Annotated in this window: 27 protein-coding genes; 23 read left to right on the forward strand and 4 right to left on the reverse strand. The window is 44.6% G+C overall.

Translation table 11 applies throughout. The annotated features are described in order from the left end of the window. Nucleotides 1–19 precede the first annotated feature (19 nt). The 6 genes from IEX98_RS12070 (at nt 20) to IEX98_RS12095 (ending at nt 4,247) form a co-directional block, all read left to right on the forward strand. Nucleotides 20–805, forward strand: coding sequence for an ABC transporter permease subunit (locus tag IEX98_RS12070; protein WP_229692140.1), 786 nt, complete (start codon nt 20–22; stop codon nt 803–805). Between the two features lie 15 nt (nt 806–820). Continuing rightward, the gene (locus IEX98_RS12075) at nt 821–1,600 is read left to right on the forward strand and encodes an ATP-binding cassette domain-containing protein (protein ID WP_188889452.1); all 780 of its coding nucleotides are present in this window, start codon (nt 821–823) and stop codon (nt 1,598–1,600) included. Nucleotides 1,601–1,801: 201 nt separating this feature from the next. Further along, a complete protein-coding gene (locus tag IEX98_RS12080) occupies nt 1,802–2,485 on the forward strand; it encodes a bZIP transcription factor (RefSeq protein WP_229692141.1) in 684 nt (227 codons plus the stop codon). Between the two features lie 171 nt (nt 2,486–2,656). Further along, a complete protein-coding gene (locus IEX98_RS12085) occupies nt 2,657–2,998 on the forward strand; it encodes a hypothetical protein (RefSeq protein ID WP_188889453.1) in 342 nt (113 codons plus the stop codon). Next, nucleotides 2,985–3,470: a nitroreductase family protein gene (locus IEX98_RS12090; protein ID WP_188889454.1), complete on the forward strand. Its 486-nt coding sequence runs from the start codon at nt 2,985–2,987 to the stop codon at nt 3,468–3,470. The genes IEX98_RS12085 and IEX98_RS12090 overlap by 14 nt, the downstream gene beginning before the upstream one ends. 150 nt (nt 3,471–3,620) lie before the next feature. Then, a complete protein-coding gene (locus tag IEX98_RS12095; protein WP_188889455.1) occupies nt 3,621–4,247 on the forward strand; it encodes a hypothetical protein in 627 nt (208 codons plus the stop codon). A 71-nt stretch (nt 4,248–4,318) separates the two neighbouring features. Here the strand turns inward: IEX98_RS12095 and IEX98_RS12100 are convergent, their stop codons facing one another. Beyond that, nucleotides 4,319–5,206, reverse strand: coding sequence for a LysR family transcriptional regulator (locus IEX98_RS12100; protein ID WP_188889456.1), 888 nt, complete (start codon nt 5,204–5,206; stop codon nt 4,319–4,321). A gap of 197 nt (nt 5,207–5,403) precedes the next feature. Between IEX98_RS12100 and IEX98_RS12105 the strand changes: the two genes are divergently transcribed. From IEX98_RS12105 to IEX98_RS12150, 10 genes are all read left to right on the forward strand, one after another. Further along, on the forward strand, nt 5,404–6,840 hold the full coding sequence (locus tag IEX98_RS12105) for a DHA2 family efflux MFS transporter permease subunit (RefSeq protein ID WP_374705343.1): 1,437 nt from the start codon (nt 5,404–5,406) through the stop codon (nt 6,838–6,840). Between the two features lie 60 nt (nt 6,841–6,900). Further along, nucleotides 6,901–7,653 carry an SDR family NAD(P)-dependent oxidoreductase gene (locus tag IEX98_RS12110; protein WP_188889834.1) on the forward strand — a complete coding sequence of 251 codons (753 nt, stop codon included), beginning with the start codon at nt 6,901–6,903 and terminating at the stop codon, nt 7,651–7,653. An 83-nt stretch (nt 7,654–7,736) separates the two neighbouring features. Continuing rightward, nucleotides 7,737–8,363 (forward strand): YqaA family protein, encoded by a 627-nt coding sequence (locus tag IEX98_RS12115; protein ID WP_188889458.1) that lies wholly within the window; start codon nt 7,737–7,739, stop codon nt 8,361–8,363. 144 nt (nt 8,364–8,507) lie between these two features. Then, complete coding sequence (selD, locus tag IEX98_RS12120; protein ID WP_188889459.1) at nt 8,508–9,557, forward strand: selenide, water dikinase SelD; 1,050 nt, start codon at nt 8,508–8,510, stop codon at nt 9,555–9,557. A 26-nt stretch (nt 9,558–9,583) separates the two neighbouring features. Next, nucleotides 9,584–10,624 carry a tRNA 2-selenouridine(34) synthase MnmH gene (mnmH, locus tag IEX98_RS12125; RefSeq protein WP_188889460.1) on the forward strand — a complete coding sequence of 347 codons (1,041 nt, stop codon included), beginning with the start codon at nt 9,584–9,586 and terminating at the stop codon, nt 10,622–10,624. A 141-nt stretch (nt 10,625–10,765) separates the two neighbouring features. Next, nucleotides 10,766–11,440, forward strand: coding sequence for an ArsR/SmtB family transcription factor (locus tag IEX98_RS12130; protein ID WP_188889461.1), 675 nt, complete (start codon nt 10,766–10,768; stop codon nt 11,438–11,440). Next, entirely contained in the window at nt 11,437–12,561 is a 1,125-nt protein-coding gene (locus IEX98_RS12135) for a cysteine desulfurase family protein (protein ID WP_188889462.1), read from the forward strand. The genes IEX98_RS12130 and IEX98_RS12135 overlap by 4 nt, the downstream gene beginning before the upstream one ends. Before the next feature lie 180 nt (nt 12,562–12,741). After that, nucleotides 12,742–13,494: an MBL fold metallo-hydrolase gene (locus tag IEX98_RS12140; RefSeq protein WP_188889463.1), complete on the forward strand. Its 753-nt coding sequence runs from the start codon at nt 12,742–12,744 to the stop codon at nt 13,492–13,494. A 1-nt stretch (nt 13,495) separates the two neighbouring features. After that, nucleotides 13,496–14,737: an MFS transporter gene (locus tag IEX98_RS12145; protein WP_188889464.1), complete on the forward strand. Its 1,242-nt coding sequence runs from the start codon at nt 13,496–13,498 to the stop codon at nt 14,735–14,737. Between the two features lie 249 nt (nt 14,738–14,986). Further along, entirely contained in the window at nt 14,987–16,168 is a 1,182-nt protein-coding gene (locus tag IEX98_RS12150) for a multidrug effflux MFS transporter (protein ID WP_188889465.1), read from the forward strand. A gap of 98 nt (nt 16,169–16,266) precedes the next feature. Here IEX98_RS12150 and IEX98_RS12155 read toward each other — a convergent pair whose 3' ends face one another. After that, complete coding sequence (locus tag IEX98_RS12155) at nt 16,267–17,175, reverse strand: LysR family transcriptional regulator (RefSeq protein ID WP_188889466.1); 909 nt, start codon at nt 17,173–17,175, stop codon at nt 16,267–16,269. 149 nt (nt 17,176–17,324) lie between these two features. Here IEX98_RS12155 and IEX98_RS12160 point away from each other — a divergent pair, with 149 nt between their 5' ends. Beyond that, on the forward strand, nt 17,325–17,804 hold the full coding sequence (locus tag IEX98_RS12160; RefSeq protein WP_188889467.1) for a GNAT family N-acetyltransferase: 480 nt from the start codon (nt 17,325–17,327) through the stop codon (nt 17,802–17,804). Nucleotides 17,805–17,869: 65 nt separating this feature from the next. Here IEX98_RS12160 and IEX98_RS12165 read toward each other — a convergent pair whose 3' ends face one another. Beyond that, the gene (locus tag IEX98_RS12165; protein ID WP_188889468.1) at nt 17,870–18,346 is read right to left on the reverse strand and encodes a small multi-drug export protein; all 477 of its coding nucleotides are present in this window, start codon (nt 18,344–18,346) and stop codon (nt 17,870–17,872) included. Nucleotides 18,347–18,793: 447 nt separating this feature from the next. Here IEX98_RS12165 and IEX98_RS12170 point away from each other — a divergent pair, with 447 nt between their 5' ends. The 6 genes from IEX98_RS12170 to IEX98_RS12195 all read left to right on the forward strand — a co-directional run bounded on the left by IEX98_RS12170 (nt 18,794) and on the right by IEX98_RS12195 (nt 24,678). Further along, entirely contained in the window at nt 18,794–20,272 is a 1,479-nt protein-coding gene (locus tag IEX98_RS12170; protein ID WP_188889469.1) for an Lsa family ABC-F type ribosomal protection protein, read from the forward strand. A gap of 277 nt (nt 20,273–20,549) precedes the next feature. Next, nucleotides 20,550–21,587 (forward strand): Cfr family 23S rRNA (adenine(2503)-C(8))-methyltransferase, encoded by a 1,038-nt coding sequence (locus IEX98_RS12175; protein WP_188889470.1) that lies wholly within the window; start codon nt 20,550–20,552, stop codon nt 21,585–21,587. Between the two features lie 270 nt (nt 21,588–21,857). Continuing rightward, the gene (locus IEX98_RS12180; protein ID WP_188889471.1) at nt 21,858–22,124 is read left to right on the forward strand and encodes a CD3324 family protein; all 267 of its coding nucleotides are present in this window, start codon (nt 21,858–21,860) and stop codon (nt 22,122–22,124) included. A gap of 150 nt (nt 22,125–22,274) precedes the next feature. Continuing rightward, nucleotides 22,275–23,240, forward strand: a complete 966-nt coding sequence (locus tag IEX98_RS12185) for an SDR family NAD(P)-dependent oxidoreductase (protein WP_188889472.1) — start codon at nt 22,275–22,277, stop codon at nt 23,238–23,240. Nucleotides 23,241–23,352: 112 nt separating this feature from the next. Then, entirely contained in the window at nt 23,353–23,910 is a 558-nt protein-coding gene (locus tag IEX98_RS12190; protein WP_188889835.1) for a TetR/AcrR family transcriptional regulator, read from the forward strand. Continuing rightward, nucleotides 23,911–24,678 carry a (S)-benzoin forming benzil reductase gene (locus IEX98_RS12195; protein ID WP_188889473.1) on the forward strand — a complete coding sequence of 256 codons (768 nt, stop codon included), beginning with the start codon at nt 23,911–23,913 and terminating at the stop codon, nt 24,676–24,678. 259 nt (nt 24,679–24,937) lie between these two features. Here the strand turns inward: IEX98_RS12195 and IEX98_RS12200 are convergent, their stop codons facing one another. Beyond that, nucleotides 24,938–25,318 (reverse strand): VOC family protein, encoded by a 381-nt coding sequence (locus tag IEX98_RS12200; RefSeq protein WP_188889474.1) that lies wholly within the window; start codon nt 25,316–25,318, stop codon nt 24,938–24,940. Nucleotides 25,319–25,392 lie beyond the last annotated feature (74 nt).

The following is a 25,392-nucleotide window of genomic DNA, read 5'->3' on the forward strand; positions in this document are numbered from 1 at the left end:
GTGAAGGAGAATGAGCACGATGTCATCAACGAAGGCAGGTAACAAAATACGGAGGAGAGCATTGCCGCTCCTGCTGCCTATTATTATTCTGCTGCTGTGGCAGTTATTGACTGGTTTCGAATTGATCGATAGCAATGTGATGCCTATGCCAATTGAGGTATTCAAAGTGTTGATTGAGACAATCCGCAGCGGTGAATTGCTGGATAACCTCGGCATTAGTGCACTTCGTGCGATTAGCGGCTTTCTAATAGGGGGCGGACTTGGCTTTGTGCTTGGTTTGCTGAACGGCTTTTGGAGGGTATCGGAGGAAGTAACCGATTCTACCATCCAAATGATTCGGAACATCCCCTTATTTGCCTTAATTCCGCTTGTCATCGTCTGGTTCGGAATTGGGGAGGAGGCAAAGCTCTTTCTGGTTTCTGCTGGGGTGTTTTTTCCAATTTATCTAAATACCTTCCATGGCATCCGTTCTATTGATCCGGGTCTCGTAGAGATGGGGAGAGTATACGGTCTTGGACGTCTGTCCCTGTATAAAAATATTATTTTGCCGGGAGCGATGCCTTCTATTCTTATAGGGGTCAGATATTCACTTGGCATTATGTGGCTTACGTTAATTGTGGCGGAGACGGTAGCAGCCAAATCGGGTATCGGCTATATGGCGATGAATGCCAGGGAATTTATGCAGCTGGATGTTATCATCTTGAGCGTTGTCATTTACGCCCTGTTGGGCAAGCTGTCGGACAGCTTGGCGAAAACGCTAGAGAAGCGGCTGCTGCGCTGGAACCCGAATTATGTCGCACGTTAAGAAGGGTGGAGCATAATGAGTGAAGCTAAAAGAGGCGCACGCTTTGAACTGCGGGGATTGACGAAGCAATTCAAAGAGAAGCAAGTATTGAAAGATATTAATTTGACGGTTAATCAAGGCGAATTTATCGCTATAGTTGGAAGAAGCGGCTGTGGTAAAAGCACGCTGCTCCGTCTGATCGCTGGGCTGGAGTCGCCTTCATCCGGCGGAATTATTTGGGGAGATGCCGACGGGCAGATTGGCAAGCCGGGCGAACATACTCGTTTTCTGTTTCAGGAGCACCGTCTGCTGCCGTGGAAGACCGTTCTTGATAATGTGCGAATTGGAGCGAAAAATGACCGCAATCGTGCGGCTGAAGTGCTGGAGCAGGTTGGGCTGGCAGATCGGGGAGCGGAATGGCCAAGCGTATTGTCCGGCGGTCAAAAGCAGCGCGTGGCACTGGCAAGAGCGCTCGCCAGCCGCCCGAAGCTGCTGTTGCTCGATGAGCCGCTTGGCGCGTTAGATGCTTTGACAAGAATCGAAATGCAGCAATTGATCGAATGGTTATGGCAGGAGGAAGGGTTTACGGTTATTCTCGTTACCCATGACGTGAGCGAGGCGGTTACATTGGCTGATCGTGTACTCCTTATTGAAGAGGGTCAGATTGCACTGGATGTACGCATCGAATTGGCACGGCAGAGGGAGCGGGACAACGGTTTTACGTATTATGAGAACCTTGTACTGCAGCGAGTGCTCGGCAAGCCGGCGCTTTCAGATATAAGTGCAGCTGGTCGCAAAGTAAGCTATTCGATTTAAGCGTTGGCGGCAAAGTGTGACCGTATGAATCGGATCGAAGAAAGTTCCCTTGAAAAAGGGAGCTTTTTTCTCTTTACTTGAACTCTATTTGATTTGACATAAGAGAGTTAATCGTATAGCAACTCGAATTAAGAGTTAATTTGTAGAATATAGAAATGTTATGGTGTATACTGGTAATATTATACTAGATTGAGGTGCTAGATGGGAAAGAAGACATTGCAATTTATCGTGACACTAGGGCTTTTGGGCAGCTTATTGGCTGGCTGTTCATCCGGGAATAACGGCTCTAATGAAGAAATCAAACAGCTTAAGCAAGAAATAGCAGCGTTAAAAGAAGAGAATGAGAAGCTGAAACAAGCGAACGGACCTGAGAGTGAAGAGCATGAGGCTGCTGAAAAGGAAGCCCTAGCAGAAGAGCCGGAACAGACTCCAGAGCCGGATAGCGGCTTGGCCGCTGAATTGAATAAAGCAGTCACTATAGCGGATTTTGCTGAATTTACGGTTACTGGAACAAAGTTTGCTAAAATAGTGAAGCCCTCCAAGCCTGGAACCTTCTACACGTATTACGAGGCTAAAGAGCCTGATACGACATATTTGGCAATAACGATTAAGCTTAAAAGCTTGTTAGAGAGTGGTAAAAGTGCTGACAGGTTTGCCGACGTTACGGTTAAATATAATGACAAGTATGAGTACAATACATTCTCAACCATTGAAGATCAAGGCGGAGCAGATTTCACTTACACGAATATTACATCAATTGAACCTCTCAAAACCGCGACATTGCTCTATCTGGCAGAGGTGCCGACTGAGGTAGAGACGGGAACGTCACCGCTTAAAGCTGTCATCTCCATGAACGACAAAGAATATGAACTTATCATTCGTTAATAGGATTCAAGGCTAACCGATCTTTTTCTCGGTTAGCCTTTTTTTGTATAGGTGATATTGTCTCTAATCGTTTTCTAAATAAAAGTTGACAGGAATGATTCACTTCGTATACATTTGTATACATAAACATTGGCGTATACAAATGTATACGATCTTAAAGGAGGAACACATATGCGTGAAGGACAGGGACACAGAGGCAATCGCGGGCACAGAGATCACGGGGAGCACCGGGATCATGGACGCCATCATCACAAAAGCGCTCAAACGTTTCGCCGAGGCAGAGCTATCGCATTTTTGGATACGCTCGTGGTTAAACGTACGACTTTACAGCGTCAATTGAATGATCCGCAGTTTGAATCGATTAAACCGGTTATTAGCGGGGAGTTAAAAGCAACAGAAACGATTATGGAGGAGTTTATCCATCTGTTTCAATTGCAAGAGGCATCTTCAGAGGAGTCAGATGAGAACGAAGGCGAGAACGGGAAAGGGGTATTAGCTAATGATGATAATTAATGCAATTAAGAAACGCAGAAGTATTAAGCAGTTTAAGTCTGATCCCGTTAGTGAAGACGACGTCATGAGCTGGCTGGAAGCTGCCAGTTATGCTCCCAACCATCGGTTGAATGAGCCTTGGGAGCTGCTGTTCGTCGGAGTAGAGACGCGGGCGAAATTAAATCACAAAACGAATTTTGGAGGGGCGCCTGTCGTTCTTACAGTATTGTCGAAACCTGCGAACAGTTCATTCGAACGCGACGAGAATGTTATGGCTGCTGCTTGTTTCGTTCAGAATTTCTTATTAGCTGCGCATGAAGCGGGTGCCGGCGTATATTGGGCATCATTAGGCGCATTGCCACATAATCGCAGCATTCTAGGCGTCCAGGATGGATATGATGTAATCGGCATATTGGGAGTCGGCTACCCTGAGGATGTTCCCATGGCAAAGCAGAGAACAGCGATTGCTTCTAAAATTACGTATTTAGCTTAGAAAGCCGCATAATGCGGCTTTTTATTATGGATATTTTAATTTTATATATGTTTTTTGATGGGAAATATCCAATGGAAATGTCTTACATAAATACCTTGAATGCTTTATAATAACAGTTAATACGAAACCACTTTGTAGGAGGTAATCCTATTGGAAACTGCTCAAATTATCACTCATGATAATCGTAAGATTTATCCCGATATTTACTCTGTGAAACCTGGACCCGTTCAAATTTTGCGTGTTCCTAAGATGCAATATGTAACCCAGGAAATGAGCACAACTTTTCATATGAACTGGGCTGGACGCCCAGAACCATTAGATGAACAGTGGATTGTATGGAAAATAGTGAACCAGTTAAAACAAATTACAAAAAAATCAATTGGATATAAGTTTAAGTTAATGCCGACTGAGATTATTTGGCATAGTATTAATGATGATGATAAATATAACATTACTCATATGATGCAAGTTCCAGATTGTATCACTTCGGAAATTTACGAAGAGGCAAGGGCAAATGTTGAGAAGAATTTACGTGGACAAACAGTACCTAAGACCAAGTTTGTAGTAGAAGATTCCACGATCAGTGCTCAGAAACTTCATGTTGGACATTACCAGGATACACTGTTAACTCTACAAGAAATAGAAAATTATACGGAAGAGCAAGGATATCGAATCAAAGGCAACCGAAGAGAAATTTATTTGACACCCGCTATGCAGTGTCATCTGCCTGAAACATGGAAAACGATTGTAAGGGTGGAAATCGATAAACTTGACTGAACAAATCAAGGAGAGGAAATGTATACTTCGATAACCTCTAAAAGCCGCATAACGCGGCTTTTTATTATGGTTTACGAAAATTGCTTCACCACATCTACAAATTGCTCGACCTGTGCGGTCTGGTTGCTATGGAGCCAGCAGATCGCCAATTCGATTTCAAACATTGGCTCTGCGAGCGGGACATAGCTGATATCATTCTCGAATAGTTTGCTCATGCAGTTCAGTACAAACGCAACGCCAACTCCGGCGGCAACGAGTCCAATGACAGCTTGGTCGCTGGCTGCTTCCTGAACGATATTGGGACTGAAGCCAGCTTGCCGGCAAAACAGAACGAAGGAGTCAAACAGCATCGGTGAATCGTTCCGGTTCAACACGATAAAAGGCTCCTTGGCCAAATCGGATAGATGTATTTCGCTTTTCGCTGCCAAATGATGATGTTTCGGCAAGGCGATAACGATAGGCTCTAAGGAGTAGGGGAGCCAGTTCATACTTTGCTCGCTATGCTTATCATTTAAGTAGACGGAAAAACCGATATCGATTTCCCCTTGAAGCAGCTTTTCCTCCAGCAGAAGTGAATCCATCTCCTGCATAACGATTTCAACATCAGGATATCGCTCGCGATAGAGACGAACCACACTTGGTAAAATGCTGTACAACATAATTCCGAAATATCCGATCGTCAATTTACCTCTTCTTCCGCCTTCCGCCCGAATCGCCTCGTCCACACCTCGCTGCAGATGCTTGAAGACAAGCAGAACTTCTTCCAGCAGCGCTTCACCCGCCAGCGTTAACTCCACTTTGCGCGTTGTACGTTTGAATAATTTAAGATTGAGCTCGGCCTCCAGCAATCCAATCTGATGGCTGACCGTCTGCTGGGAAGCATGAAGACGCTCGGCAGCGCGGCCGAAATGCAATTGATTAGCGACTTCGGCAAAATATTTCAACTGCTGTAGCTCCATAATTGTTTTCTCCTATACAAGTGGGATAAGTGAATCTGTTATTCCGATTATACAATTTGAATTGTTAATCCACAAATAATTAGCTCTTTTTATGAGTAAATAAACATTTGTATACTAGGGGTGCAGGGAAGACATCAGGTGGGAGGTAAAAAGTGATCGCAGCAGAGAGTAAACAAAGTAATGCAGATTTAAGCACCATCAAACGAGGGCCCATCATTACCGCTTTAATTATCGGTGCTTTTGTCGCGATTTTGAACGAGACGTTGCTAGGCATCGCATTTCCTGATTTAATGAATCAATTTGGCGTCGAGACGTCTACCATTCAATGGCTGTCAACCGTCTATATGCTGGTCATTGGCATACTCGTGCCGGTAACGGCTTTGCTGCAGCAATGGTTCACGACAAGGCAGATGTTCTTATCTGCTATGCTGCTGTTTCTGGTCGGCACCATAATATGCGGCTTTTCCAATTCTTTCGAGCTTTTATTAGTAGGACGAATTGTACAAGCAGCGGGTACCGGATTGCTGATCCCCGTAATGATGAATACGATTCTAATTATTTTTCCGCCGAATAATCGGGGAGCGGCAATGGGCATGATTGGACTCGTGTTAATGTTCGGACCCGCTATCGGACCAACCTTGTCCGGACTCATTATTGATTCATTAAGCTGGCATTGGCTGTTTTTCCTCGTCATACCGTTGGTTGTCGTATCGCTTGTGTTCGGATTTCTCTATTTAAGAAACGTATCGGACATAACTAAGCCGAAGGTTGATGTGCTATCGATTCTTTTATCAACCATCGGGTTCGGCGGAATCGTCTATGGCTTCAGTAAAGCCGGCGAGGTTTCCTGGTCGGAGCATGATGTGCTTTGGTCCATTGCTGCGGGTGGAGCAGCGCTTTTGCTATTCGTTTGGCGCCAGCTGAGTTCCAAACAACCGATGATGGATTTGCGAGTGTTCAAATATCCGATGTTCGCGCTGACGGCGATTCTTATGATCGTCATGACGATGACCCTGTTCTCGACGACACTGATTTTGCCGCTGTATATGCAAAAGGCTTTGATGCTAACCGCATTCTCAGCAGGACTGACGTTGATGCCAGGAGGTATCGTGAACGGCATTATGTCGCCTATTTCGGGCAAGCTTTTCGACAAATTTGGTCCAAGAGTGCTTATCGTACCGGGACTCATCATTACTGCTATTTCCCTTTATCTGATCTCCGGGATAGGGCTTGAGACGAGCAAAGGGACATTAATTGCGCTGCACGTTATTCTGATGATTGGGATTTCCATGATAATGATGCCTGCTCAGACGACAGGGCTGAACCAGCTGCCAAGGCATCTTTATCCGCACGGGAAAGCGATTATGAACACGATGCAGCAGGTTTCAGGAGCAATTGGGATGGCCTTATTCATTAGTATTTTCTCAAACGGCACCAAATCTTATTTAGAAGCTTCATCGAATCCAACAGCACCTGAAGAAGCGGTGCAAGGGCTGGTAGCCGGAATGCAAGGGGCATTCCAAGTCGCTTTTTATATCGCGCTTATTGCACTCGTACTAGGCATATTCGTAAAACGGACCAAAGCGCCGGAAGAGGGCGCAGAAGACGGGCAAACCCGGCCTGTTATGCATTAATAGCGGATCGGAATTTCATATAGGGTTAGATTTACAAAAATATAGGTTGAGGTGATTATGATGACAAAACTAGCAAATAAAGTAGCCATCATTACAGGCGGAGCATCAGGCGTGGGAAATGGCATTGCAAAAGCATTTGTTAAAGAAGGCGCGAAGGTTGTAATCGTGGATTACAACAAAGAGGCAGGGGAAAGAGCTATAGCAGAATTGCAAGAGATCTCGCCAGATTCCATTTTCATTCACGCAGATTTAGCTGATTTTCAAACCCTTTCTCCAATTATAAGTCATACGGCATTTACATTTGGCCAAATCGATATTCTCGTCAACAATGCACAAGCTTCAAGAGTAAAGCCATTTGAAGAATTGACTCCTGAAGATTTGGAAATGCCTTTTAAAACAGGGTTTTTCCCAACCTTTTACTTGATGCAACATGCACTCCCTTATTTGAAAAAAACAAAGGGACATATTATTAACTTTGCATCGGGAGCCGGCATCACTGGTGATTTGAATCAGGCAGCCTATGCAGCAGCCAAGGAAGCAGTTCGTGGTCTATCGCGGGTCGCAGCTAATGAGTTTGGTCCATATGGCGTGAAAGTGAATGTCATTTGTCCGTTTGCCAATTCGCCGGGCGTTCAAATGTGGGCAGAGCATATGCCCGAACATTTCCAAGAGACGTTGTCTAAAATTCCGATGCGCCGGGTAGGGGACGTCGAACAAGATATTGGACGGGCAGTCGTGTTTTTCGCCAGCCAAGATTCTGACTATATAACGGGACAAACGTTAATGGTTGATGGAGGCGGCTGCAGACTGTAAGCAAGCTAAATCTAGAATAACACCCGCAGGGACTGGCTTGTACATGCTCCTTGCGGGTAAAGTCATCATGAAGAGAGGCGTATATGTTACAAAAAATAATCGATTATCTAGCAGAGTTTGGAACACTAGGACTGTTCATTCATTCTTTCATGGATGCTATAATCTTCCCGATTCCTGCCCTTTTTTTGCAGCTCCCGCTCAGCATGCTTAACCCATCTAATGCGCTTTGGATTGCAACAGCAGGTTTTTTTGCATGTTTGTTAGGTACACCGGTTGGCTACTTCATCGGGCGAATGATCGGAAGCTCTGTGCTGAACAAATTGCTCAAGAAGGACTGGGTCGACAAAGCAATGAATCTGTTTCAAAAGAATGGGGAGGCCGCCATCCTGATCGGTTCCTTCACGCCAATTCCGTTTAAAGTATTCACGATCATCTCGGGCTCGCTCCGATTTCCGCTATGGAAGCTGCTGGCTTTTGCCTCTATAGGCAGAGCCGTTAAGTTTTATTCGATTGGTATATTGTTCTATGTTTACGGCCGTTCGGCTGAACATATGGTGAAGAATGTATCCTTATATTTGCTCGTAATCGGCGTTCCGCTCATCCTTCTCTTTCTGTTTATACGTAAAAAGCTAAGACAGCGGAAGCTTAAACAGATCGAATCGCTTGATTTCAAAGAAGAGACTGCGGAGCATTCATCCGTTAATCCATAGATAGGTACAATAAAGCTATCGTCCAGCAGCGGCCGCATCCCGTTATTTTCCCGGTGATCGGCCGTTTTGTTTGCGTTCCCAGCGTGCATCAGGTACGATTTCGATATAGAGTACAATAGCTAGGTGAGAGAGGGATGGACAAAGATGAATGCTAATCATTCCATTAAATTAACGTCATTATCCAGCAAGGGAGGCTGCGGCTGTAAAATCGGTCCTGCCGATCTTAAACAGGTAATAGCAGGTCTGCCGCCAGTAGAGCGAAATCCCGATTTGCTTGTCGGTATTGAAACGAGCGATGATGCAGGTGTTTTTCGCATAAGCGACGATACGGCTCTCGTTCAAACGGTCGATTTTTTTACGCCAATTGTGGATGACCCGTATTCTTTCGGACAAATTGCGGCGGCAAACGCGATCAGCGACATCTATGCGATGGGAGGAAAGCCATTAACGGTGTTAAATATTGTGGCATTCCCGATTGCTACATTGGATAAAAGCATCTTGACCGACATTTTACGCGGTGCCGCCGATAAAGTGAAAGAAGCTGGCGCCACTCTTGTAGGCGGCCATTCGATTGATGATAAAGAGCCAAAGTTTGGTCTGGCTGTTACAGGCCTTATTCATCCGGATCGAGTGAAAACCAATGCAGGTGCTCAACCGGGAGACAAGCTCATTCTGACAAAACCAATCGGCGTTGGCATTATGACGACCTCTATCAAGAAAGAGTTGTTGAGTGAGGAAGAAGTGAAGAGGGTTACCAATGTAATGGCTGCTTTGAATAAAACCTCAGCTGAAATTATGAACCGGTATGACGCTCATGCTTGTACGGATGTGACCGGTTTTGGTTTGATGGGACATGCTCTGGAAATGGCAAAAGGAAGCGGAGTCGGAATCGTCATAGTCAATGAGTCCGTGCCAAAGCTGCCGCGTGTCCGAGAGCTTGCGGAGTCCGGATGCGTACCGGGCGGGACAAAAAATAACTTTAAACATATTGAGCAAGATGTAACTTTTCCTGCCGCAATGGATCAGATCGATCAATGGATTCTTTGTGATGCTGTAACCTCTGGCGGTTTGTTAATTGCCGTTGCTGCGGAACAGGCTGAATCGATGCTTGGCGAGCTTCAACAAGCCGGAGTCGAGGCGAATATTATCGGAGAAGCAACCTCGGCGCATGCAGGACAGATTAGAGTCGTGTAACTTCATCTATTAAGGAGCATAAGAATATGTTTCAAGATATTACAGTCGAAGAATGCTCGGAGCTTCGAAGCCGGAAGGAGCTTGTCCTGATCGACGTTAGATCTCCTTCTGAGTATGCAGAAGCATCGATCCCGGGCAGTCTCAATATTCCCATATTCAATGATCAGGAGAGAGCGGAGATTGGGACGCTTTATAAGCAAGTTAGCGTGTCAGCTGCAAAAGAGAGAGGTTTGGAGATTGTATCTGCCAAGCTTCCTGCTTTCATTAAAAAATTTGCTGAAATAGCCGATAATAAGGCGGTTTTTTGTTGGCGCGGGGGTATGCGAAGCAAAACGACAGCGACAGTATTATCGCTGATGGGCATACGTGTTTACCGGATATCCGGCGGGTATCGGGCTTACCGGCAATATGTTGTGGAGCAATTGCAACAGCTGCATTTTGAACCGCAAGCATTTGTGCTCCATGGAAATACGGGAAGCGGTAAAACCGCAATTTTGCGGAAAATGAAAGATAACGGCCATCCGGTATTGGATTTGGAAGGCTATGCCGGCCACAGGGGTTCGATTTTTGGCGGAATTGGTTTGAACGCCCATAACCAGAAAATGTTTGATGCGCTGCTGCTTCAAGATTTGCAGGCAAGTAGCCGCTCTCCTTATGTTATGTTTGAAGCTGAAGGCCGCCGAATAGGTAAAATTACGGTTCCTGAGCTTATGATGAATGTACGTGCGAAAGCGCATCACATTCGTCTGGATTTGCCTCTCGAAGCTCGAATCGTACAGATTATAGAGGACTATAAGCCATGGGAGCATATCGATGAATGTATCGATTCGTTTCGGCTTATTAAATCTCGCATCCATACGCCGATTGCGGCAGAGATTGAATCATGTCTATTAAGCGAAAAATATCATGCTGCTGTGGAAATGCTGCTTAACTATTACTATGATCCCAAGTACACGCATTCTTCTGGGGAACATAATGAAGAGGTTAGCTCAGTTATTCAGGCATCCAGCGTGGATGATGCCATCAAGCAGCTTGAGAAGCTAGTGCTGCACCAGTTGACTCTGTAGTCATGCAGATTCTCAGTTTGATCACTCTAGAAGGTTGCCTCGCAGGAGGCAGCCTTTTTTTGTTTTACGGTGAAATAGATTGACTTTTATATCTCACTGTTTTACTATTCAACTAATAAGTTGAATAGAGGTGCTGGCTTTATGACGGATCTACAACAACTAAGCCGTGAATTTAAAGACAGTTTATACCGTCAGTTCGCACGAATCGGTAAAAGCATGTCTAGTGAGAAACGACTCGAAATTCTTCATCTACTGTCTCAAGGACCTAAAGCGGTGGAGCGTCTGGCATCCAGTACGAATACAAGCATCGCGAACGTGTCCAAACATCTTCAAGTGCTTTCGGAATCGCGATTAGTGAAATATCATAAGCAGGGAAATTATGTGTTCTACGAGCTTGCGAATCCCCAAATCGCAGAGTTCTTACTCTCATTATGGAACATAGGTGAAGTGCAATTAACGGACGTGCAGCAAATTAAAAAGGAATATCAGCAAAACTTCTCTGACATTCAAACGCTGACGATAGAGGAGCTTGTCTCCAAAATGAACAGCAACGAAGTTGTTCTGCTGGACGTTCGTCCGAAAGATGAGTTTCAAACGGCTCATATTCCAGGAGCGCTATCGATTCCAATCGATGAATTGGAAGCTCAATTTGCTGCTCTGCCCAAAGAAAGAGAAATCGTAGCCTATTGCAGAGGACCGTATTGTATATACGCGACGCAGGCCGTCCAGTTTTTACAGGAATATGGCTATCATGCATTTCGCATTGAAGAGGGAATTCTGGAGTGGGAGCAGTATAAGGGAGGCAGAACGGAATGAGGCAAATCTATTTGGACTACAACGCAAGCACGCCGATTGCACCTGAGGTTGTCGATGCGATGTATCCCTATTTGAAAGGAAGCTACGGCAATCCTTCCTCCAGCCATTGGGCTTCAGCAGGTGTTAAGGAAGCGATCCAAACGGCGCGAGCCAACGTTGCTGCATTGCTGAATTGTGATCCAGACGAGATTGTTTTTACAAGCGGGGGCAGTGAATCCAACAATCATGCTTTGAAGGGCGTTTATTATGCTCTAAAAGAAAAAGGAAATCACATCATCACAACAACCGTAGAGCATCCGGCTATCCTCAATCCTTGTTCCTTTCTAGAGCGTTTGGGAGCGGAAGTTACCTATGTAGAAGTGGACGAGACGGGATGCGTGTCGCCTGAAGCGATCGAAGCTGCCATTACCGATCAGACCATTCTCATAACGGTCATGCATGCGAACAATGAAGTAGGCTCTATTCAACCGCTTCGTGATATCGCTCAAATTGCTGCCAAGCACAATATTGTATTCCACACGGATGCAGCACAATCTGCGGGGAAAATTCCGGTTCATGTCGATGAGCTTGGTGTAGATTTGTTGTCAGTAGCCGGACATAAATTGTATGCACCGAAAGGAATTGGCGCTTTATATGTACGCAGAGGCACTCTGATAGAGTCATTTACTCACGGAGCTGGTCATGAACGCGGTATGCGAGCAGGAACGGAGAATGTGCCCTACATAGTGGCGCTGGGGAAAGCGGCCGAACTGGCCATGCAAGCTCAGGAGGGTCAAAGCCTTCAAATCTTAGGGCAATATTTGCTGGAGCAGTTGTATGCCCGATTCGGAAGCTTGGTACAGTTGAACGGCTCGCCGGTCAATCGATTGCCGAACACCGTGAATGTAAGCTTCGTCGGATATGACGGCAATAATATATTGAGCAAAATCCCTCAAGTAGCCGCGTCCACCGGATCAGCCTGCCATGCCGGACTGACAACTATATCACCTGTGCTCAAGGCGATGCAGGTTGACGAGTCGACGGCCCGCGGAGCAATCCGTTTCAGCGTGGGACGTTACACGAAGAAAGAAGAGCTGGACGAAGCTTTGCTGCTACTAGAAAAGGCCATCTCGGAGAATTGAGTAGTGTTGATGCTTTCGAAGTAATTTTTGCTTCACAAAAATTAAGTTGATGCTTTCGAAGTAATTTTTGCTTCGCAAAACTTAGGCATATGCTTTCGAAGTGATTTTTGCTTCGCAAAAATTAAGTTGATGCTTTCGAAGCAAGTTTTGCTTCGCAAAACTTTTTAGGAGGGTCCCTTCATGATATTCCGACAGTATTTACACCGCGATCCTATCGCGATTTCTTATTTTTTTGGCTGCGGGGGTCAATCGCAAGGCGTAGTTGTTGATCCTATGGAGGATCAAGTAGACTTCTATATTCAAGAGTCCAAACGACTGCAAATGGATATCCGTTATGTCATCGATACGCATCTCCACGCCGATCATATTTCCGGAGCAAGAGAGCTGGCTAAGAAGACAGGTGCAGCGTATCTGCTGCATCGTTCGGTTGAGGTTGATTTTACGTATACACCGGTAGATGATGGCGATAAGATTGTGCTTGGCAACACAGTTCTTACGATCTTGCACACACCAGGCCATACACCCGAACATATCTCAATCGTTGTAGCGGATCTAACAAGGGGAGAGGGTCCATGGTTCGTTGCGACAGGCCATACGCTAATGATTGGCGATGTTGGCCGAACGGAGCTAGCCAATGATGTGAGGCAAGGTGCAGCGCAGCTCTATAGGAGTCTGCATGATAAGCTGCTTGTATTGCCGGACCATGTAGAGATATATCCGGGCGCATATTCAGGCTCACTATGCGGCCGAAGCTTGAGCGGGAAGCCGGCCTCGACGATCGGCTACGAGAAGCTGTATAATCAAGCGCTTCAATTGAAGACGGAAAACGCCTTCGTTGATCATATGACACTTGAAATTCCTGAACCGCCTGCAGGATTCCAGCAGATTCGCGCTTATAACATGGGGCATAGCGATATAAGGCCTGGCAATTAAGATGGCAAGTGCTCCTGCGAAAGCTATTGTTAAGCATGGGATAAAAGAAAATATCGGCACGTTTTCACTGCTCCTGATTATCAATTTATTCGTTGGCTCCATGGTTGGTTTAGAGCGAACTGTCCTGCCGTTGGTTGGGGAAAAGCAATTTGCTTTGGCCTCGACCAGCGCCGCGCTTTCCTTTATCGTTTCGTTTGGATTATCCAAAGGCATCGTCAATTACTTTGCCGGACAAATCGCAGACCGGTTAGGCCGGAAAAAAGTGCTTATCTTGGGCTGGATCATCGGCTTCTTTGTTCCGCTATTAGTTATCGTGGCGCATGAATGGTGGGTGATCGTAGCGGCTAATGTATTCCTTGGCATCAATCAAGCGTTAACCTGGTCGATGACCGTTAATATGAAGATCGATTTGGTCAAAGCCAATCAACGCGGACTTGCAATTGGTTTAAATGAAGCAGCCGGGTATGTCGGGCTTTCGCTGGCCGCGATGTTATCCGGTTATGTAGCCGCTTCTTACTCCTTGCGGCCCGAACCATTTCTGCTCGGATTTGTCTTTATTGCAATCGGACTCGTCTTATCGTTAACGGTTCGCAGCACAGAGGAGCATCTTCGGCTGCAATCGGTGCAGCAGGGGAAGACTTCGCTATCGGCACGTGAAATTTTTTGGCTGGCATCATGGAAAGACCGTAATTTGTCCAGCAGTACATTAGCGGGCATTGCGACCAATTTGAAAGATGGTATGGCTTGGGGATTGTTTCCGCTATTTTTGCTCATGCAAGGATTGAGCGTAGGGAAGAGCGGTCTAATTATTGCGGCTTATCCGGTCGCATGGGGCTGCTGTCAATTATTCACCGGCTATTTGAGCGATCGGGTTGGACGTAAGAAATTGATTGTCAGCGGTATGATTCTGCAGGGGGCTGCCATCTGGTGGATTCTGCTCTCTCATTCATTCCCAATGTGGTTTACCGGATCGATCTTGCTCGGGTTGGGAACCGCTCTAGTCTATCCGACGCTTCAAGCAGCGATAAGCGATGTTGCACAGCCGCATATGCGCGCGTCTATTATGGGCGTATATCGTTTTTGGCGGGATATCGGTTATGCGCTTGGTGCCATACTTGCCGGACTGCTCACCGATTTCATCAACATTTATTGGGCGATGGGATTGGTCGCGTTGCTGCCCTTATTAGCAGGGATAGGCGCGTCAGTGCGGATGAAAGAAACGCTGCTTCAAAAAGCCCGCTGACCCTTATAGTTATTGGTGCTAGCGGTTTTCTAGTTTTTTACTGCCAGTTTCGTCAGATGTGAGCTATAATAAGTTTTTTATCACAAGCCTCTAACAAGCAAGCCCTCCTACTCCTACATCCAAATTGAGAAAGGCCATGATCATCATGATGATTTATAATCGTCTTGCCATAATGATGCCCCCGTTTCCCTAGCTAGGCTATATTCTATTTATTTCTAGAATGTAAGCCTTTAGGAGGGCGAATATATAATGAAAAAATATGGTGTGCCATCTTTACTGTTAATGATTGTTCTTGTTGCGTTTCCACAAATTAGTGAGACGATCTATACACCTTCTTTACCCGATATTTCTAAAGCGCTAGGCGCGTCAAACCGCTCGGTACAATTGACCTTAAGCATTTATTTCATCGGATTTGCAATAGGCGTTTTTTGCTGGGGATGGTTATCTGATTATATCGGACGAAGAAATGCGATGCTGGGCGGCCTGCTGATCTATGGCATCGGAAGCGTAATGTGTTATTACGCGGATTCGATTCAACTATTGCTGGCGAGCCGGTTCATTCAAGCGTTTGGAGCGGCAACAGGCTCCATTATTACGCAGACGATTCTTCGGGAAAGCGTATCGGGAGCGAAGCGCCATGCGATGTTTGCTCAAATTTCCGCTGTCATCGCTTTTACTCCGGCCGTAGGTCCGCTTCTTGGCGGATGGGTGGATCAAGCATTTGGCTTTAGGGCCGTTTTCATGACGTTGGTCATGATGAGCGCCTTATTGTTTATTTATGCTTATATTAAACTGCCCGAGACGACGGAAGTTTCCAAACGGCAGAAGGCAGCTATTTTACCCATTGTTCGAAAAATGGCTTCACTGCCGCGTGTGCTCGTATTTGGATTGCTGATCGGCGGTATTAACGGAATTCTGTTCAGCTATTATGCGGAGGCTCCGTTTATATTTATCGAACACTTTCAATTATCGCCGGGCGTTTATGGTTTCATGGGTATAGTTGTAGCAGCAGCTTCGGTTATCGGAGCCATGTTTTCAAGAAAACTGCTGCCTATTCATACACCGGAAAAGATAATTCATATTGGTTGTTTGGTCATGACCATTGGAGCCTTATTATTAACGATTGCGAGTGGTCTCTTCGTATTGCCCCCTGTAATTATCATGGGATGTATGTTAATGAGTGTTTTCGTAATGCTGATGGGTGCGGGCATCGCTTTGCCCAATTGCTTGAGCCTCGCGCTTGTCCGTTTCCATGATGTTGCGGGGACAGCGGGCGCCATTTTCAGCTTAGGCTATTACTTGCTCGTTAGCCTGACGACATGGGGGATGAGCACTCTTCATAACGGGTCATTAATGACGATGCCTCTCTATTTCTTCGTCTTAAGCAGCGCAATGTGGCTGCTCGGCAAACGATTTATTACAGAAGAATAATGGAATCCGATTTATTTGGAAATGAACCTATATTTGAATAGGAGAAGGGCACAACAAAAGGCCGCGTCATGGGACGCGGCCTTTTGCTATGTTCTTACTTAATCCATGCTGGTGGTCGCCCAGGTCTGAGCATGCTTCTTGGTCAATTGAATAAAACCGGAGAGCGCCGGTGAAAGCCATTTATTCTTGTGATGAACCATATGTGAGTAAATTTTAGGAATCGTTCCTTCATAAGCAATTGTTTTTAATTGATTGTTCTTTAGTTCCTCCTCCACACAAATGAGGGGCAAATAAGCAATACCTAGTCCGCTGCTTACGCAGCGTTTAATCGCTTCAATGCTCCACAGCTCCATAATGTGTGTTGGATGCAGATTTCTTTGCCTTAGATAAGCCTCAAACAACGTTCGATAGCTGCAATCCTTCTCATTTGCAATCAAGCAATCGTCCAGACGGTTAGGGTGGCTGCGCTCCGTTAACAAGTTCAAAGGATGCTCAATGCTCCCCACTAATACAATGGGTTCTTCCGACAAGGGAGTAACGATAAGATCCTCCTCCGTCAGTTCCGGCCACATCATAAAGGCGATATCGGCTTCACCGCTTAGAAGCGCTTTTTTGTTATCGCCGCAAGTCGCATTGCTTAATTTAACGCGAACATGAGGGAAGGCTGAGCGGTATTCTTTCAGGATGGGCTCTAATCGATAGACGGTTAGCGACTCCGGCGCTGCAATTTTAAGCTCGCCTGTAACAGTGCCATTTGACTCTGTAATATGTTCTATTTTCTCATAGGTTTTCAATATTTCATCCGCGTACTGAAGAAGCTTCTTTCCCGCTTCGGTTAACTGAACCCTGCGTCCGATGCGGTCGAACACCGGCGTATTCAAATGCGATTCAAGCGCCTGAATATGCGAAGTAACAGTTGATTGGGTGTAGCCCATATGTTCTGCGGCAAGGCTAAAACTGCCGTATTCAATAATTTTTTTCAACGTGATGAAATGACGAATTTCCATGCTTCCACCGCTTTCTTCGTGATCATCTCCATAATATCATAAAAATCGATACATCATTTCGAATATTTCAATTTTACGAATAGATAATTGTTTTGTATCGTTGAATGAGTAATTACACTGAACAAAAAACAAGCGGGAGGAAGATTGGAATGATACAAAGCTACGACGAACAATATAAGTCAGAAGTGATTCAATTTATTCTGAGTGTTCAGAATGGCGAGCAAGGGCTGGGAATAACGATTGAGGAACAGATCGATATTGTCGATATCAGAGAGCATTATTTGAATGCAGGTGGCGGTTTCTGGATAGCGTTAGCGGATCAACAGCTTGTCGGTTCAATTGGACTGATGAAGAAAACAGATGAGGTGTACGTATTGAAGAAGTTTTTCGTACACGAGGACTATCGCGGCAAGGAGATCGGAATCGGCAAAGCGTTATATGATACTTTGCTTCAATTTGCGGCAGATCACGGGGCAAGGACGATCCTGCTGGATTCGCCGTCGGTAGCCGCAAGGTCACACCGGTTTTACAAGAAAAATGGTTTTAAGGAAATAGCGAAAGAGGAGCTTCCTGTTAGCTATGCTTATCCGGATAGAGACTCTCTGCTGTTTCAGCTTGATCTAGATTGAATAAAAAAAGAGACCGAGCAACCCGCATGCGGATGATTCGATCTCACATTCTGTCCTCGTTTATATTAGATCCATTTCATATAACTAAACCCGTATACAGAGCCAAGAGTCATCACAATGGTCCATACGGCAAGGCTAACCGCCATCCATTGAATGACGCGAACTCGCGATGAGCCGAAAGACAGCGCCAATAACGTTGCGATATCGGTACCGAGAATAACGGGCGCCAGCAAGGCCAAGCCGGGAAGACCGTAACGTTCCCATACTTGGCGGGCACGGGTTTCTTTTTTCGATGGGGCCTTAATGCCTTTCTTCAATTTCCGCTTTTCTCTCCAGCTTAGAAAATGTTTAAAGAAAATGCCAATCAGTAAAGTCATCAGAAAATTGCCCGCAAAACCAGTAACTGCCACGGCAACAGGCGGCATTTTCGCAACGATTCCTAACGGTACAACGACAAAAACATCGAGCCATGGTGCTGCTGCTAATAAGAATAATACAATGTACTGCCATATGCCTTCCGCTTGCTGAATCCATTCGACCATAACGAGTCCCCCAGTTCATTCATGCAGCCTTTTATGAATAGTATAGCAGCGGAATATTATCTGCGATCGAATTCTATCTTAACGTTATCTTACTTTTGCTTACCGCAGCGATGATCGTTTCGTACAGAGTAACGGGTTGAATTCATAAAAAACATATGATATGATACCTCTAATTTAAAACTGAGGAGTTGAATGGAATAATGTAGGATTTCTTGCTATCGATATTAAACAATAAAACAGTTAAAGCGGAAGCATTCTTCGCGCTTGTTTCACGCTTGTTTTATTCTTTATTGACATATGCAAGAAAGTTACTTATTCTTTTCACTCAAACGGGATAGCCTTACTTTACTCTGTCCACACCAGGGTAGGGTTTGCTGTATTTATTTGAGCCACGGGAAGGTAACTTTCTTGTGGCTCTTATTTTTTTGATACAGGAGGTTATGTTCCATGTCATTAATCAATGTAACGAATTTGACGTTTGCTTATGACGGCAGCTACGATAACATTTTTGAAAAGGTTAGTTTCCAAATCGATACCGATTGGAAGCTTGGTTTTACAGGCCGTAACGGCAGAGGGAAAACGACATTCCTGAATCTGCTCTTAGGCAAATATGAATACAGCGGTTCGATTTCGGCGAAGGTCAGCTTCGAGTATTTTCCTTTCCAGGTGGAGAACAAGGAAGAGAATACGATAGACATCGTTGATGCCATTTATCCCGATTATGTGCATTGGGAGCTGATGCGGGAGCTTTCGCTGCTTAAGGTATCGGAGGATGTGCTCTATCGGCCCTTCGGTTCTTTATCCAACGGGGAGCAGACGAAAGTATTGTTGGCGGCCCTCTTTCTCAAGGAAAATAGCTTTCTGCTGATTGATGAGCCAACGAATCATCTGGACATGGAAGCGAGGCAGTTGGTCAGCGAGTATCTGAACAGCAAAAGCGGATTTATTCTTGTGTCCCATGACCGGGCGTTTCTCGACAACTGCGTCGACCACATTTTGTCCATCAATAAAACGAATGTAGAAATTCAAAGCGGAAATTTCTCCGAGTGGTGGGAAAACAAACAGCGGCAGGACGACTTCGAGCTCGCAGAAAACGAGAAGCTTCGGAAAGATGTGAAGCGGTTGTCGGAAGCGTCCAAACGAACGAACAGCTGGTCGCATGAAGTGGAGAAAACGAAAAACGGAACGAGAAACTCCGGTTCCAAGGTGGATAAAGGATACATCGGCCATAAGGCTGCAAAAATGATGAAACGCTCCAAATCGATTGAGCAAAGGCAACATTCTGCGATGGAGGAGAAGTCTGCACTTCTCAAAAATATTGAAAGCGCCGAGAGCTTGAAAATCTCCCAGCTTGTTTATCATAAACATCAGCTTGCAGAGCTCGAGAATGTATCGATCTATTACGGTGAGAAGCAGGTTTGCCCGCCGGTTAGCTTCACGATTGAACAGGGCGATCGTATTGCGCTCTCGGGTAAAAACGGATCCGGGAAATCAAGCCTCATCAAATTGATATGCGGAGAGAATATCGACTATACGGGCACTTTCCGAAAGGGCAGCCAGCTTAAAATTTCCTATGTCTCACAAGATACATCACATTTACAAGGAAATCTTACGGACTACGCGAGAGAGAACGACATTGACGAAAGTCTTTTTAAATCGATCTTGAGGAAGCTGGATTTTTCCAGAGTTCAATTCGAAAAGGACATTTCCGCTTATAGCGGCGGTCAAAAGAAGAAAGTGCTGCTTGCAAAAAGTCTATGCGAGAAGGTTCATTTGCAAATTTGGGATGAGCCGCTTAATTTCATTGATGTGATCTCACGGATGCAGATTGAAGAGCTATTACTTGAATATAAGCCAACGATTCTATTTGTCGAGCATGACCGGGAGTTTTGCCAGAACGTCGCTACAAAGATTATTGAGCTTTAATTAAAAATTCGCGGAAGTTGAAGGAGGGTGTACGGGATGCTTGAGGTTGTAGATGTTAATGTGGACCTGTCATTGCACTTGAATACCGGCATGGTTCACAAAAATAACAACGAAGCAGCTACCGGAACGTTATCCTCCTATAGATTAAACTCACTTTGCGGTATATCAATTATCGTGTAGTGTAGTTCAATATAGCTTGGTTAACGTAAAGCGCGAAAAAGCACCGGCGGCCTGGGTGCTTTTTTGCGTTTTTCTCCGTGCTTAAAAGGAGAAAAGAATGAAACAAACTTCGAAATATGAGAAGATTCAACAAATCATATTAGGAATGAAACAGCCAAGCTATAGATATCGTCAGATCACGACCGCGATCTTTCAGCATAGAATTCGTGAATTTGAACAAATGAAGATGCTGCCCCAATCGCTGCGAGATAAGCTGATTCAAGAACTCGGAAATTCAGTAAGCAGCGTCACACCTGTATTGGAGAAACAATCCTCGCAAGTAAGCAAAATTCTGTTTGCTGTAGCAGGCGGAGAACGGGTGGAGGCCGTTCGATTGCGCTATAAGCGAGGTTGGGAATCGTATTGTATTTCGTCTCAATGCGGCTGTGGCTTTCGCTGCCGTTTTTGCGCAACAGGTACAATTGGCTTGAAACGAAATTTAACAGCAGACGAAATAACGGATCAGCTGCTTCATTTTCACATGAAAGGTCATGCTTTAGACAGTGTCTCTTTCATGGGAATGGGCGAGGCGCTTGCAAATCCTCATTTATTCGATGCATTGTCCCTATTGACCGACCCCCAGCTATTCGGATTGGGGCATCGAAGAATAACGGTTTCTACCATCGGCATACTGCCCGGAATGTATAGGCTGATGGAAGAGTATCCGCAAGTGAATCTAACCTTTTCGTTACATTCTCCATTTGACGAACAGAGAAGCGAATTGATGCCAATCAATGACCGTTTCCCGCTGCAAGAGGTCATGAAGGCGTTAGATCGTCATATCCAGCATACGGGGAGGAAGGTGTATATTGCTTATATTATGCTTAGAGGAACTAATGATTCGCTAGAACATGCCGAAGCGGTTGCCGCTTTGTTGCGGGGTAGAGGCTTGTGGGAGCATCTGTATCATGTGAACTTGATTCCTTATAATTCGACCGATGAGACCTCTGAGCGATATGAACAATCGGATCGGAACCGACTGATGACTTTCGTTCAAGTGCTGAAGTCCAAAGGAATCAATGTGACAGTTCGAACGCAATTCGGATCGGATATTGGAGCCGCTTGCGGTCAATTGTATGGGGAAGTTGAAAGATGAGAAGGTATTTGGAATAAAGTAGCGAATATACGAATAACATCACCTAATAACTGGGTATAGCAACTAGAGAAGGGGGGAAGTTCCCATGAAAAAAGTTGAGAATAGATTAGAAAGCCGCTCTATGCAAAGTCTTTACTATAAACAACGGCGGTTGTTTGCATAGAGCTTAATTGATTTTTTTCCGCCATAACATGACAGGATCATTGAATTGTTTATAGCAAAGGCTTTGCTCCCTTAAAAAGAACTATTATTTTAAGGAGCGGAGCAAATATGAAATATGTAAAAGCTGATCTTGTTTTCCCGGAAGCGTTGTTGAAAGAAATGCAGAAGTATGTACACGGTGAGATGGTGTATATTCCGAAGCCTAAAGGGATACGCAAAAAATGGGGAGAAGCGTCTGGAGGCAGAATGAATCTGATTCGACGCAATGAGGAGATCCGTCATCGATTTTCTGCTGGGGAGACCATTGACCAGCTCTCGGATTGCTTTTTTCTCTCTTCCTGCAGTATTAAAAAAATTGTATACTCCAAAAAATAGCAATCTTCAAAGAGTCGTATCGGCAGTTATCCGATGCGGCTCTTTTTGCAATGTAAGTGATCGATCATCAAATTAGTTATTGACCAATCAATAACTTGTGAGTATAGTTTAGTTATTGATCAATCACTAATTGTTCGGGAGATGGTAATAATGAAAAACGCAATAGTTGTTGGAGCGACGGGTGGAACTGGAGCGGCGATTACGGAGGAGTTAGTGAAAAGAGGAATTGCTACGATTGCTTTTGGACGTTCGCGGCAGAAGCTGGAGAAACTGGCGGCAAAGTTAGGAAACCCTAGCCTCTTGTCAATTGCTATAGGGGATGCTTTTCGGCCGGATGACATTGTAGCAGCAGCGAAGGATACGGAGGTTTTATTCCATTGTGCCAATGTTCTATACCATGAAATGGAGAGCAAACTGATCCCTTTAGGCGAATCCGTTATGGAGGCAGCCCGCCAGCTCCGAATCAAAGTGGTAGCGATCGACGGTATTTATCCATACGGTAAGGCACAGACAGATCGGGTGAGCGAAGATCATCCAAAACAGCCGCATACGAGAAAGGGGAAGACGAGACTCGCTTTTGAGCATATGTTGTTTGCGGACAAATGGAATAACACGAAAGTGAGTATTGTCAGGTTGCCGGATTATTATGGTCCCACTGCAAACGATGCATCATATCTGGGTTCTACATTAGAAGCAATCGCTGCTGGAAAGTTGGCCTTTTTCGTAGGCAATATGCATGTCCCTCGGGAATATATCTATCTGCCGGATGCGGCAGTAATGATTGTGGAGCTGGCCGATCACGATGAGGCCTATGGTCAAAACTGGAACATCCCAGGCACTGGACTAATCTCTGGCAAAGAAATAGTACGTCTGGCTCAGAAAGCAAGCGGCAGATCCAAACCCGTTATCTCGCTCGGAAAGATAGGTTTATCCTTAATTGGCATGGGTGTTCCGGTTATGAAAGAGATCGTTGAGATGCTTTATTTAACGACAGAGCCGGTCGTGCTCAGTGGAGAGAAGTTCATTCGGCACATTGGGAAGATTAAGATCACACCATTTGAAGAAGGTATTCGTTCCACGATTCGCGAGTTGCAGCAACACAAGTTAAATGAATAATATTTTAACTACCGATCGTTAAATTATTGACAGTTTTTTAACCTGCAATTTATAATGAACAGGAAAGGAGTGGATTTTCATCTCAAAAAAGGAATTAACATCATCGCATTTGATGCAAGCTGCATTTGAGTTGTTTGCGGAATATGGAATCGAAAAAACCAGTTTAGGCATGATCGCTAAGAAGGTGGGGATGACCAAGCCTTCTATTTACTATCATTTTGATTCAAAAGAACAATTAATAAGCCGAACATTTGATTACTTATTTAAAGATCATTTTTTCGCGACTTACTTTACATGTCATTCGGTTAGCAAAGAAGATTTTGTAGCGTGTATGTATGAAGGCGGTTTGAAAATGTTGCCCGGCGATGATAAGGAACACCATTCTACATTACGGGTATTGAATGAATTTATGATGCTTGCCGAACGTGAAGAGCAATTCAGAGCACCTTTACTCCAAATTCAACATGATTTTTTAAATGGTTTTCATGAACTGTTAGAAAAGGGAGCCAACTTTGGGCTGGTATCGCTCGATCAACTCGACTCCAAAGCACATATTCTTGCTCTCGTCATAGACAATCTATCCCGATGCAAGATGATGAAATTTGAGATGGATTACCCGGGTATATGGAGAGCAACTGTTGATAGTGTTCTTAGAAAGGAGGATATATAGATGAAATACTTCATCCTAACAGGAACTTCCAGAGGGATTGGAGAAGCTTTAGCGGAACAACTATTGGATGAAAATCATCATTTGCTTTGTATCTCTAGAACAGCCAACCAACAACTGATAGAGCATGCGAACGCAATAAATTGCCGATTGGATTATTTTCCTTTTGATTTAAGTCATGTAAATGGAATTGACGGACTTATTGAAGCTGTTTTCGAAGTTATTCATTCTGCAGTGCCACAGGCAGAAGTAGAGGCGATCTATTTGATCAACAATGCCGGAATGTTGGCGCCAGTCGCTCCAATCGAGCTCAGTTCTGCTGAACAAATGACGGAGAACGTTCACATCAATTTATTGGCTCCAATGATCATGTCTTCAAATTTTATTAAACGAACACATAACATGAATGTAGATAAACGGATTATGAACATATCATCAGCATCCGCCAAATACTTATTGCCATCACAAAGCTGTTATAGTACAGCCAAATCAGGTTTAGATACATTTTCTAAAAGCGTCAGTCTCGAACAGCAGGGCAAAACATATCCCGTTAAAGTGGCGTCTGTCTACCCAGGTATGATAGATACGGACATGCAGGCGCAAATTCGTTCTGCCAGCAAGGAAAACTTTCCTTTCGTTGATCAATTTGTTCAAATTGCAGAAGAAGGGAAGCTGCAGACACCCGAATATACAGCAAGGAAGCTGCTTGATCTATTATTCAGCGAGAACTTCGGGGATACAGCCGTTGTGGAGACGCTTGGTCAAGGATAGCAGAACAGCAGATAGAGGATAATTGCGGATACTTTTTAAAAATGGCTATGTTATATCTCATTGTTGATTTTAAACCAAAAGAATAACCGCCCTTATTTAAGGCGGTTTAATTAAGCTAAAGTACCAGTTAGCTTAAACATCAATTATTATTCTCTTTAATTGTTTGAATATCAGTTTCCTTCTAATTAAGTAAAATCAAACTCCAGACCACAGCCCCCGTTATCGCGCAGGTCAGAACCTGTATTCAGCCAATTTCTTCTTAAAGTATAGGTTGCCAAACGTCAAAGCTATTGCCGTATAAATCATAAAATCTAAAATTTTTACGATTCTGATCATACGTTTTGAGTTCCGATACTGAAACTCCTCGCTCTTTTAAGGTTTCATATGCTTCTTCAATGTTATCGGACTTAAATGACAGCAAATGCTGATTATAGTCCTTACCTTCAAAGTCTGATTTATAAGTGAGTTTTACCTCTTCTTCGTTATTAACGGTAACGAGCATAATGGCTGGTCCCTGATCGAGAGCGAAGCAAATGCCGTTCCAATAAAAGCCGAGCTTCTCTTCATACCACTTTATAGCTTCTTCAAAATTCAATACTGGCAAATAAAAAATGTCAATATAACCAACAACGTTCTTCAATAGTGATTTTTTCAGTTATGCATGCTCCGTGCATTTCGTTAATGATAGAGAGCAGGGCTATACTGGCATAAGTT

The organism is Paenibacillus radicis (ex Gao et al. 2016) (genome assembly GCF_014641555.1).
In the GTDB taxonomy this organism is placed as follows: domain Bacteria; phylum Bacillota; class Bacilli; order Paenibacillales; family Paenibacillaceae; genus Pristimantibacillus; species Pristimantibacillus radicis.

What these genes read in the sequence shown, in the direction of transcription:
- IEX98_RS12190 (WP_188889835.1), top strand. Translation starts at nt 23,353, where the DNA reads ATGCAAGCTGCATTTGAGTTGTTTGCGGAATATGGAATCGAAAAAACC.
- IEX98_RS12185 (WP_188889472.1), top strand. Translation starts at nt 22,275, where the DNA reads ATGAAAAACGCAATAGTTGTTGGAGCGACGGGTGGAACTGGAGCGGCG.
- selD (WP_188889459.1), top strand. Translation starts at nt 8,508, where the DNA reads ATGAATGCTAATCATTCCATTAAATTAACGTCATTATCCAGCAAGGGA.
- IEX98_RS12100 (WP_188889456.1), bottom strand. Translation starts at nt 5,206, where the DNA reads ATGGAGCTACAGCAGTTGAAATATTTTGCCGAAGTCGCTAATCAATTG.
- IEX98_RS12175 (WP_188889470.1), top strand. Translation starts at nt 20,550, where the DNA reads ATGAAACAAACTTCGAAATATGAGAAGATTCAACAAATCATATTAGGA.
- IEX98_RS12130 (WP_188889461.1), top strand. Translation starts at nt 10,766, where the DNA reads ATGACGGATCTACAACAACTAAGCCGTGAATTTAAAGACAGTTTATAC.
- IEX98_RS12170 (WP_188889469.1), top strand. Translation starts at nt 18,794, where the DNA reads ATGTCATTAATCAATGTAACGAATTTGACGTTTGCTTATGACGGCAGC.
- IEX98_RS12075 (WP_188889452.1), top strand. Translation starts at nt 821, where the DNA reads ATGAGTGAAGCTAAAAGAGGCGCACGCTTTGAACTGCGGGGATTGACG.
- IEX98_RS12110 (WP_188889834.1), top strand. Translation starts at nt 6,901, where the DNA reads ATGACAAAACTAGCAAATAAAGTAGCCATCATTACAGGCGGAGCATCA.
- mnmH (WP_188889460.1), top strand. Translation starts at nt 9,584, where the DNA reads ATGTTTCAAGATATTACAGTCGAAGAATGCTCGGAGCTTCGAAGCCGG.
- IEX98_RS12165 (WP_188889468.1), bottom strand. Translation starts at nt 18,346, where the DNA reads ATGGTCGAATGGATTCAGCAAGCGGAAGGCATATGGCAGTACATTGTA.
- IEX98_RS12135 (WP_188889462.1), top strand. Translation starts at nt 11,437, where the DNA reads ATGAGGCAAATCTATTTGGACTACAACGCAAGCACGCCGATTGCACCT.
- IEX98_RS12195 (WP_188889473.1), top strand. Translation starts at nt 23,911, where the DNA reads ATGAAATACTTCATCCTAACAGGAACTTCCAGAGGGATTGGAGAAGCT.
- IEX98_RS12155 (WP_188889466.1), bottom strand. Translation starts at nt 17,175, where the DNA reads ATGGAAATTCGTCATTTCATCACGTTGAAAAAAATTATTGAATACGGC.
- IEX98_RS12150 (WP_188889465.1), top strand. Translation starts at nt 14,987, where the DNA reads ATGAAAAAATATGGTGTGCCATCTTTACTGTTAATGATTGTTCTTGTT.
- IEX98_RS12080 (WP_229692141.1), top strand. Translation starts at nt 1,802, where the DNA reads ATGGGAAAGAAGACATTGCAATTTATCGTGACACTAGGGCTTTTGGGC.
- IEX98_RS12070 (WP_229692140.1), top strand. Translation starts at nt 20, where the DNA reads ATGTCATCAACGAAGGCAGGTAACAAAATACGGAGGAGAGCATTGCCG.
- IEX98_RS12115 (WP_188889458.1), top strand. Translation starts at nt 7,737, where the DNA reads ATGTTACAAAAAATAATCGATTATCTAGCAGAGTTTGGAACACTAGGA.
- IEX98_RS12140 (WP_188889463.1), top strand. Translation starts at nt 12,742, where the DNA reads ATGATATTCCGACAGTATTTACACCGCGATCCTATCGCGATTTCTTAT.
- IEX98_RS12090 (WP_188889454.1), top strand. Translation starts at nt 2,985, where the DNA reads ATGATGATAATTAATGCAATTAAGAAACGCAGAAGTATTAAGCAGTTT.
- IEX98_RS12180 (WP_188889471.1), top strand. Translation starts at nt 21,858, where the DNA reads ATGAAATATGTAAAAGCTGATCTTGTTTTCCCGGAAGCGTTGTTGAAA.
- IEX98_RS12160 (WP_188889467.1), top strand. Translation starts at nt 17,325, where the DNA reads ATGATACAAAGCTACGACGAACAATATAAGTCAGAAGTGATTCAATTT.
- IEX98_RS12085 (WP_188889453.1), top strand. Translation starts at nt 2,657, where the DNA reads ATGCGTGAAGGACAGGGACACAGAGGCAATCGCGGGCACAGAGATCAC.
- IEX98_RS12145 (WP_188889464.1), top strand. Translation starts at nt 13,496, where the DNA reads ATGGCAAGTGCTCCTGCGAAAGCTATTGTTAAGCATGGGATAAAAGAA.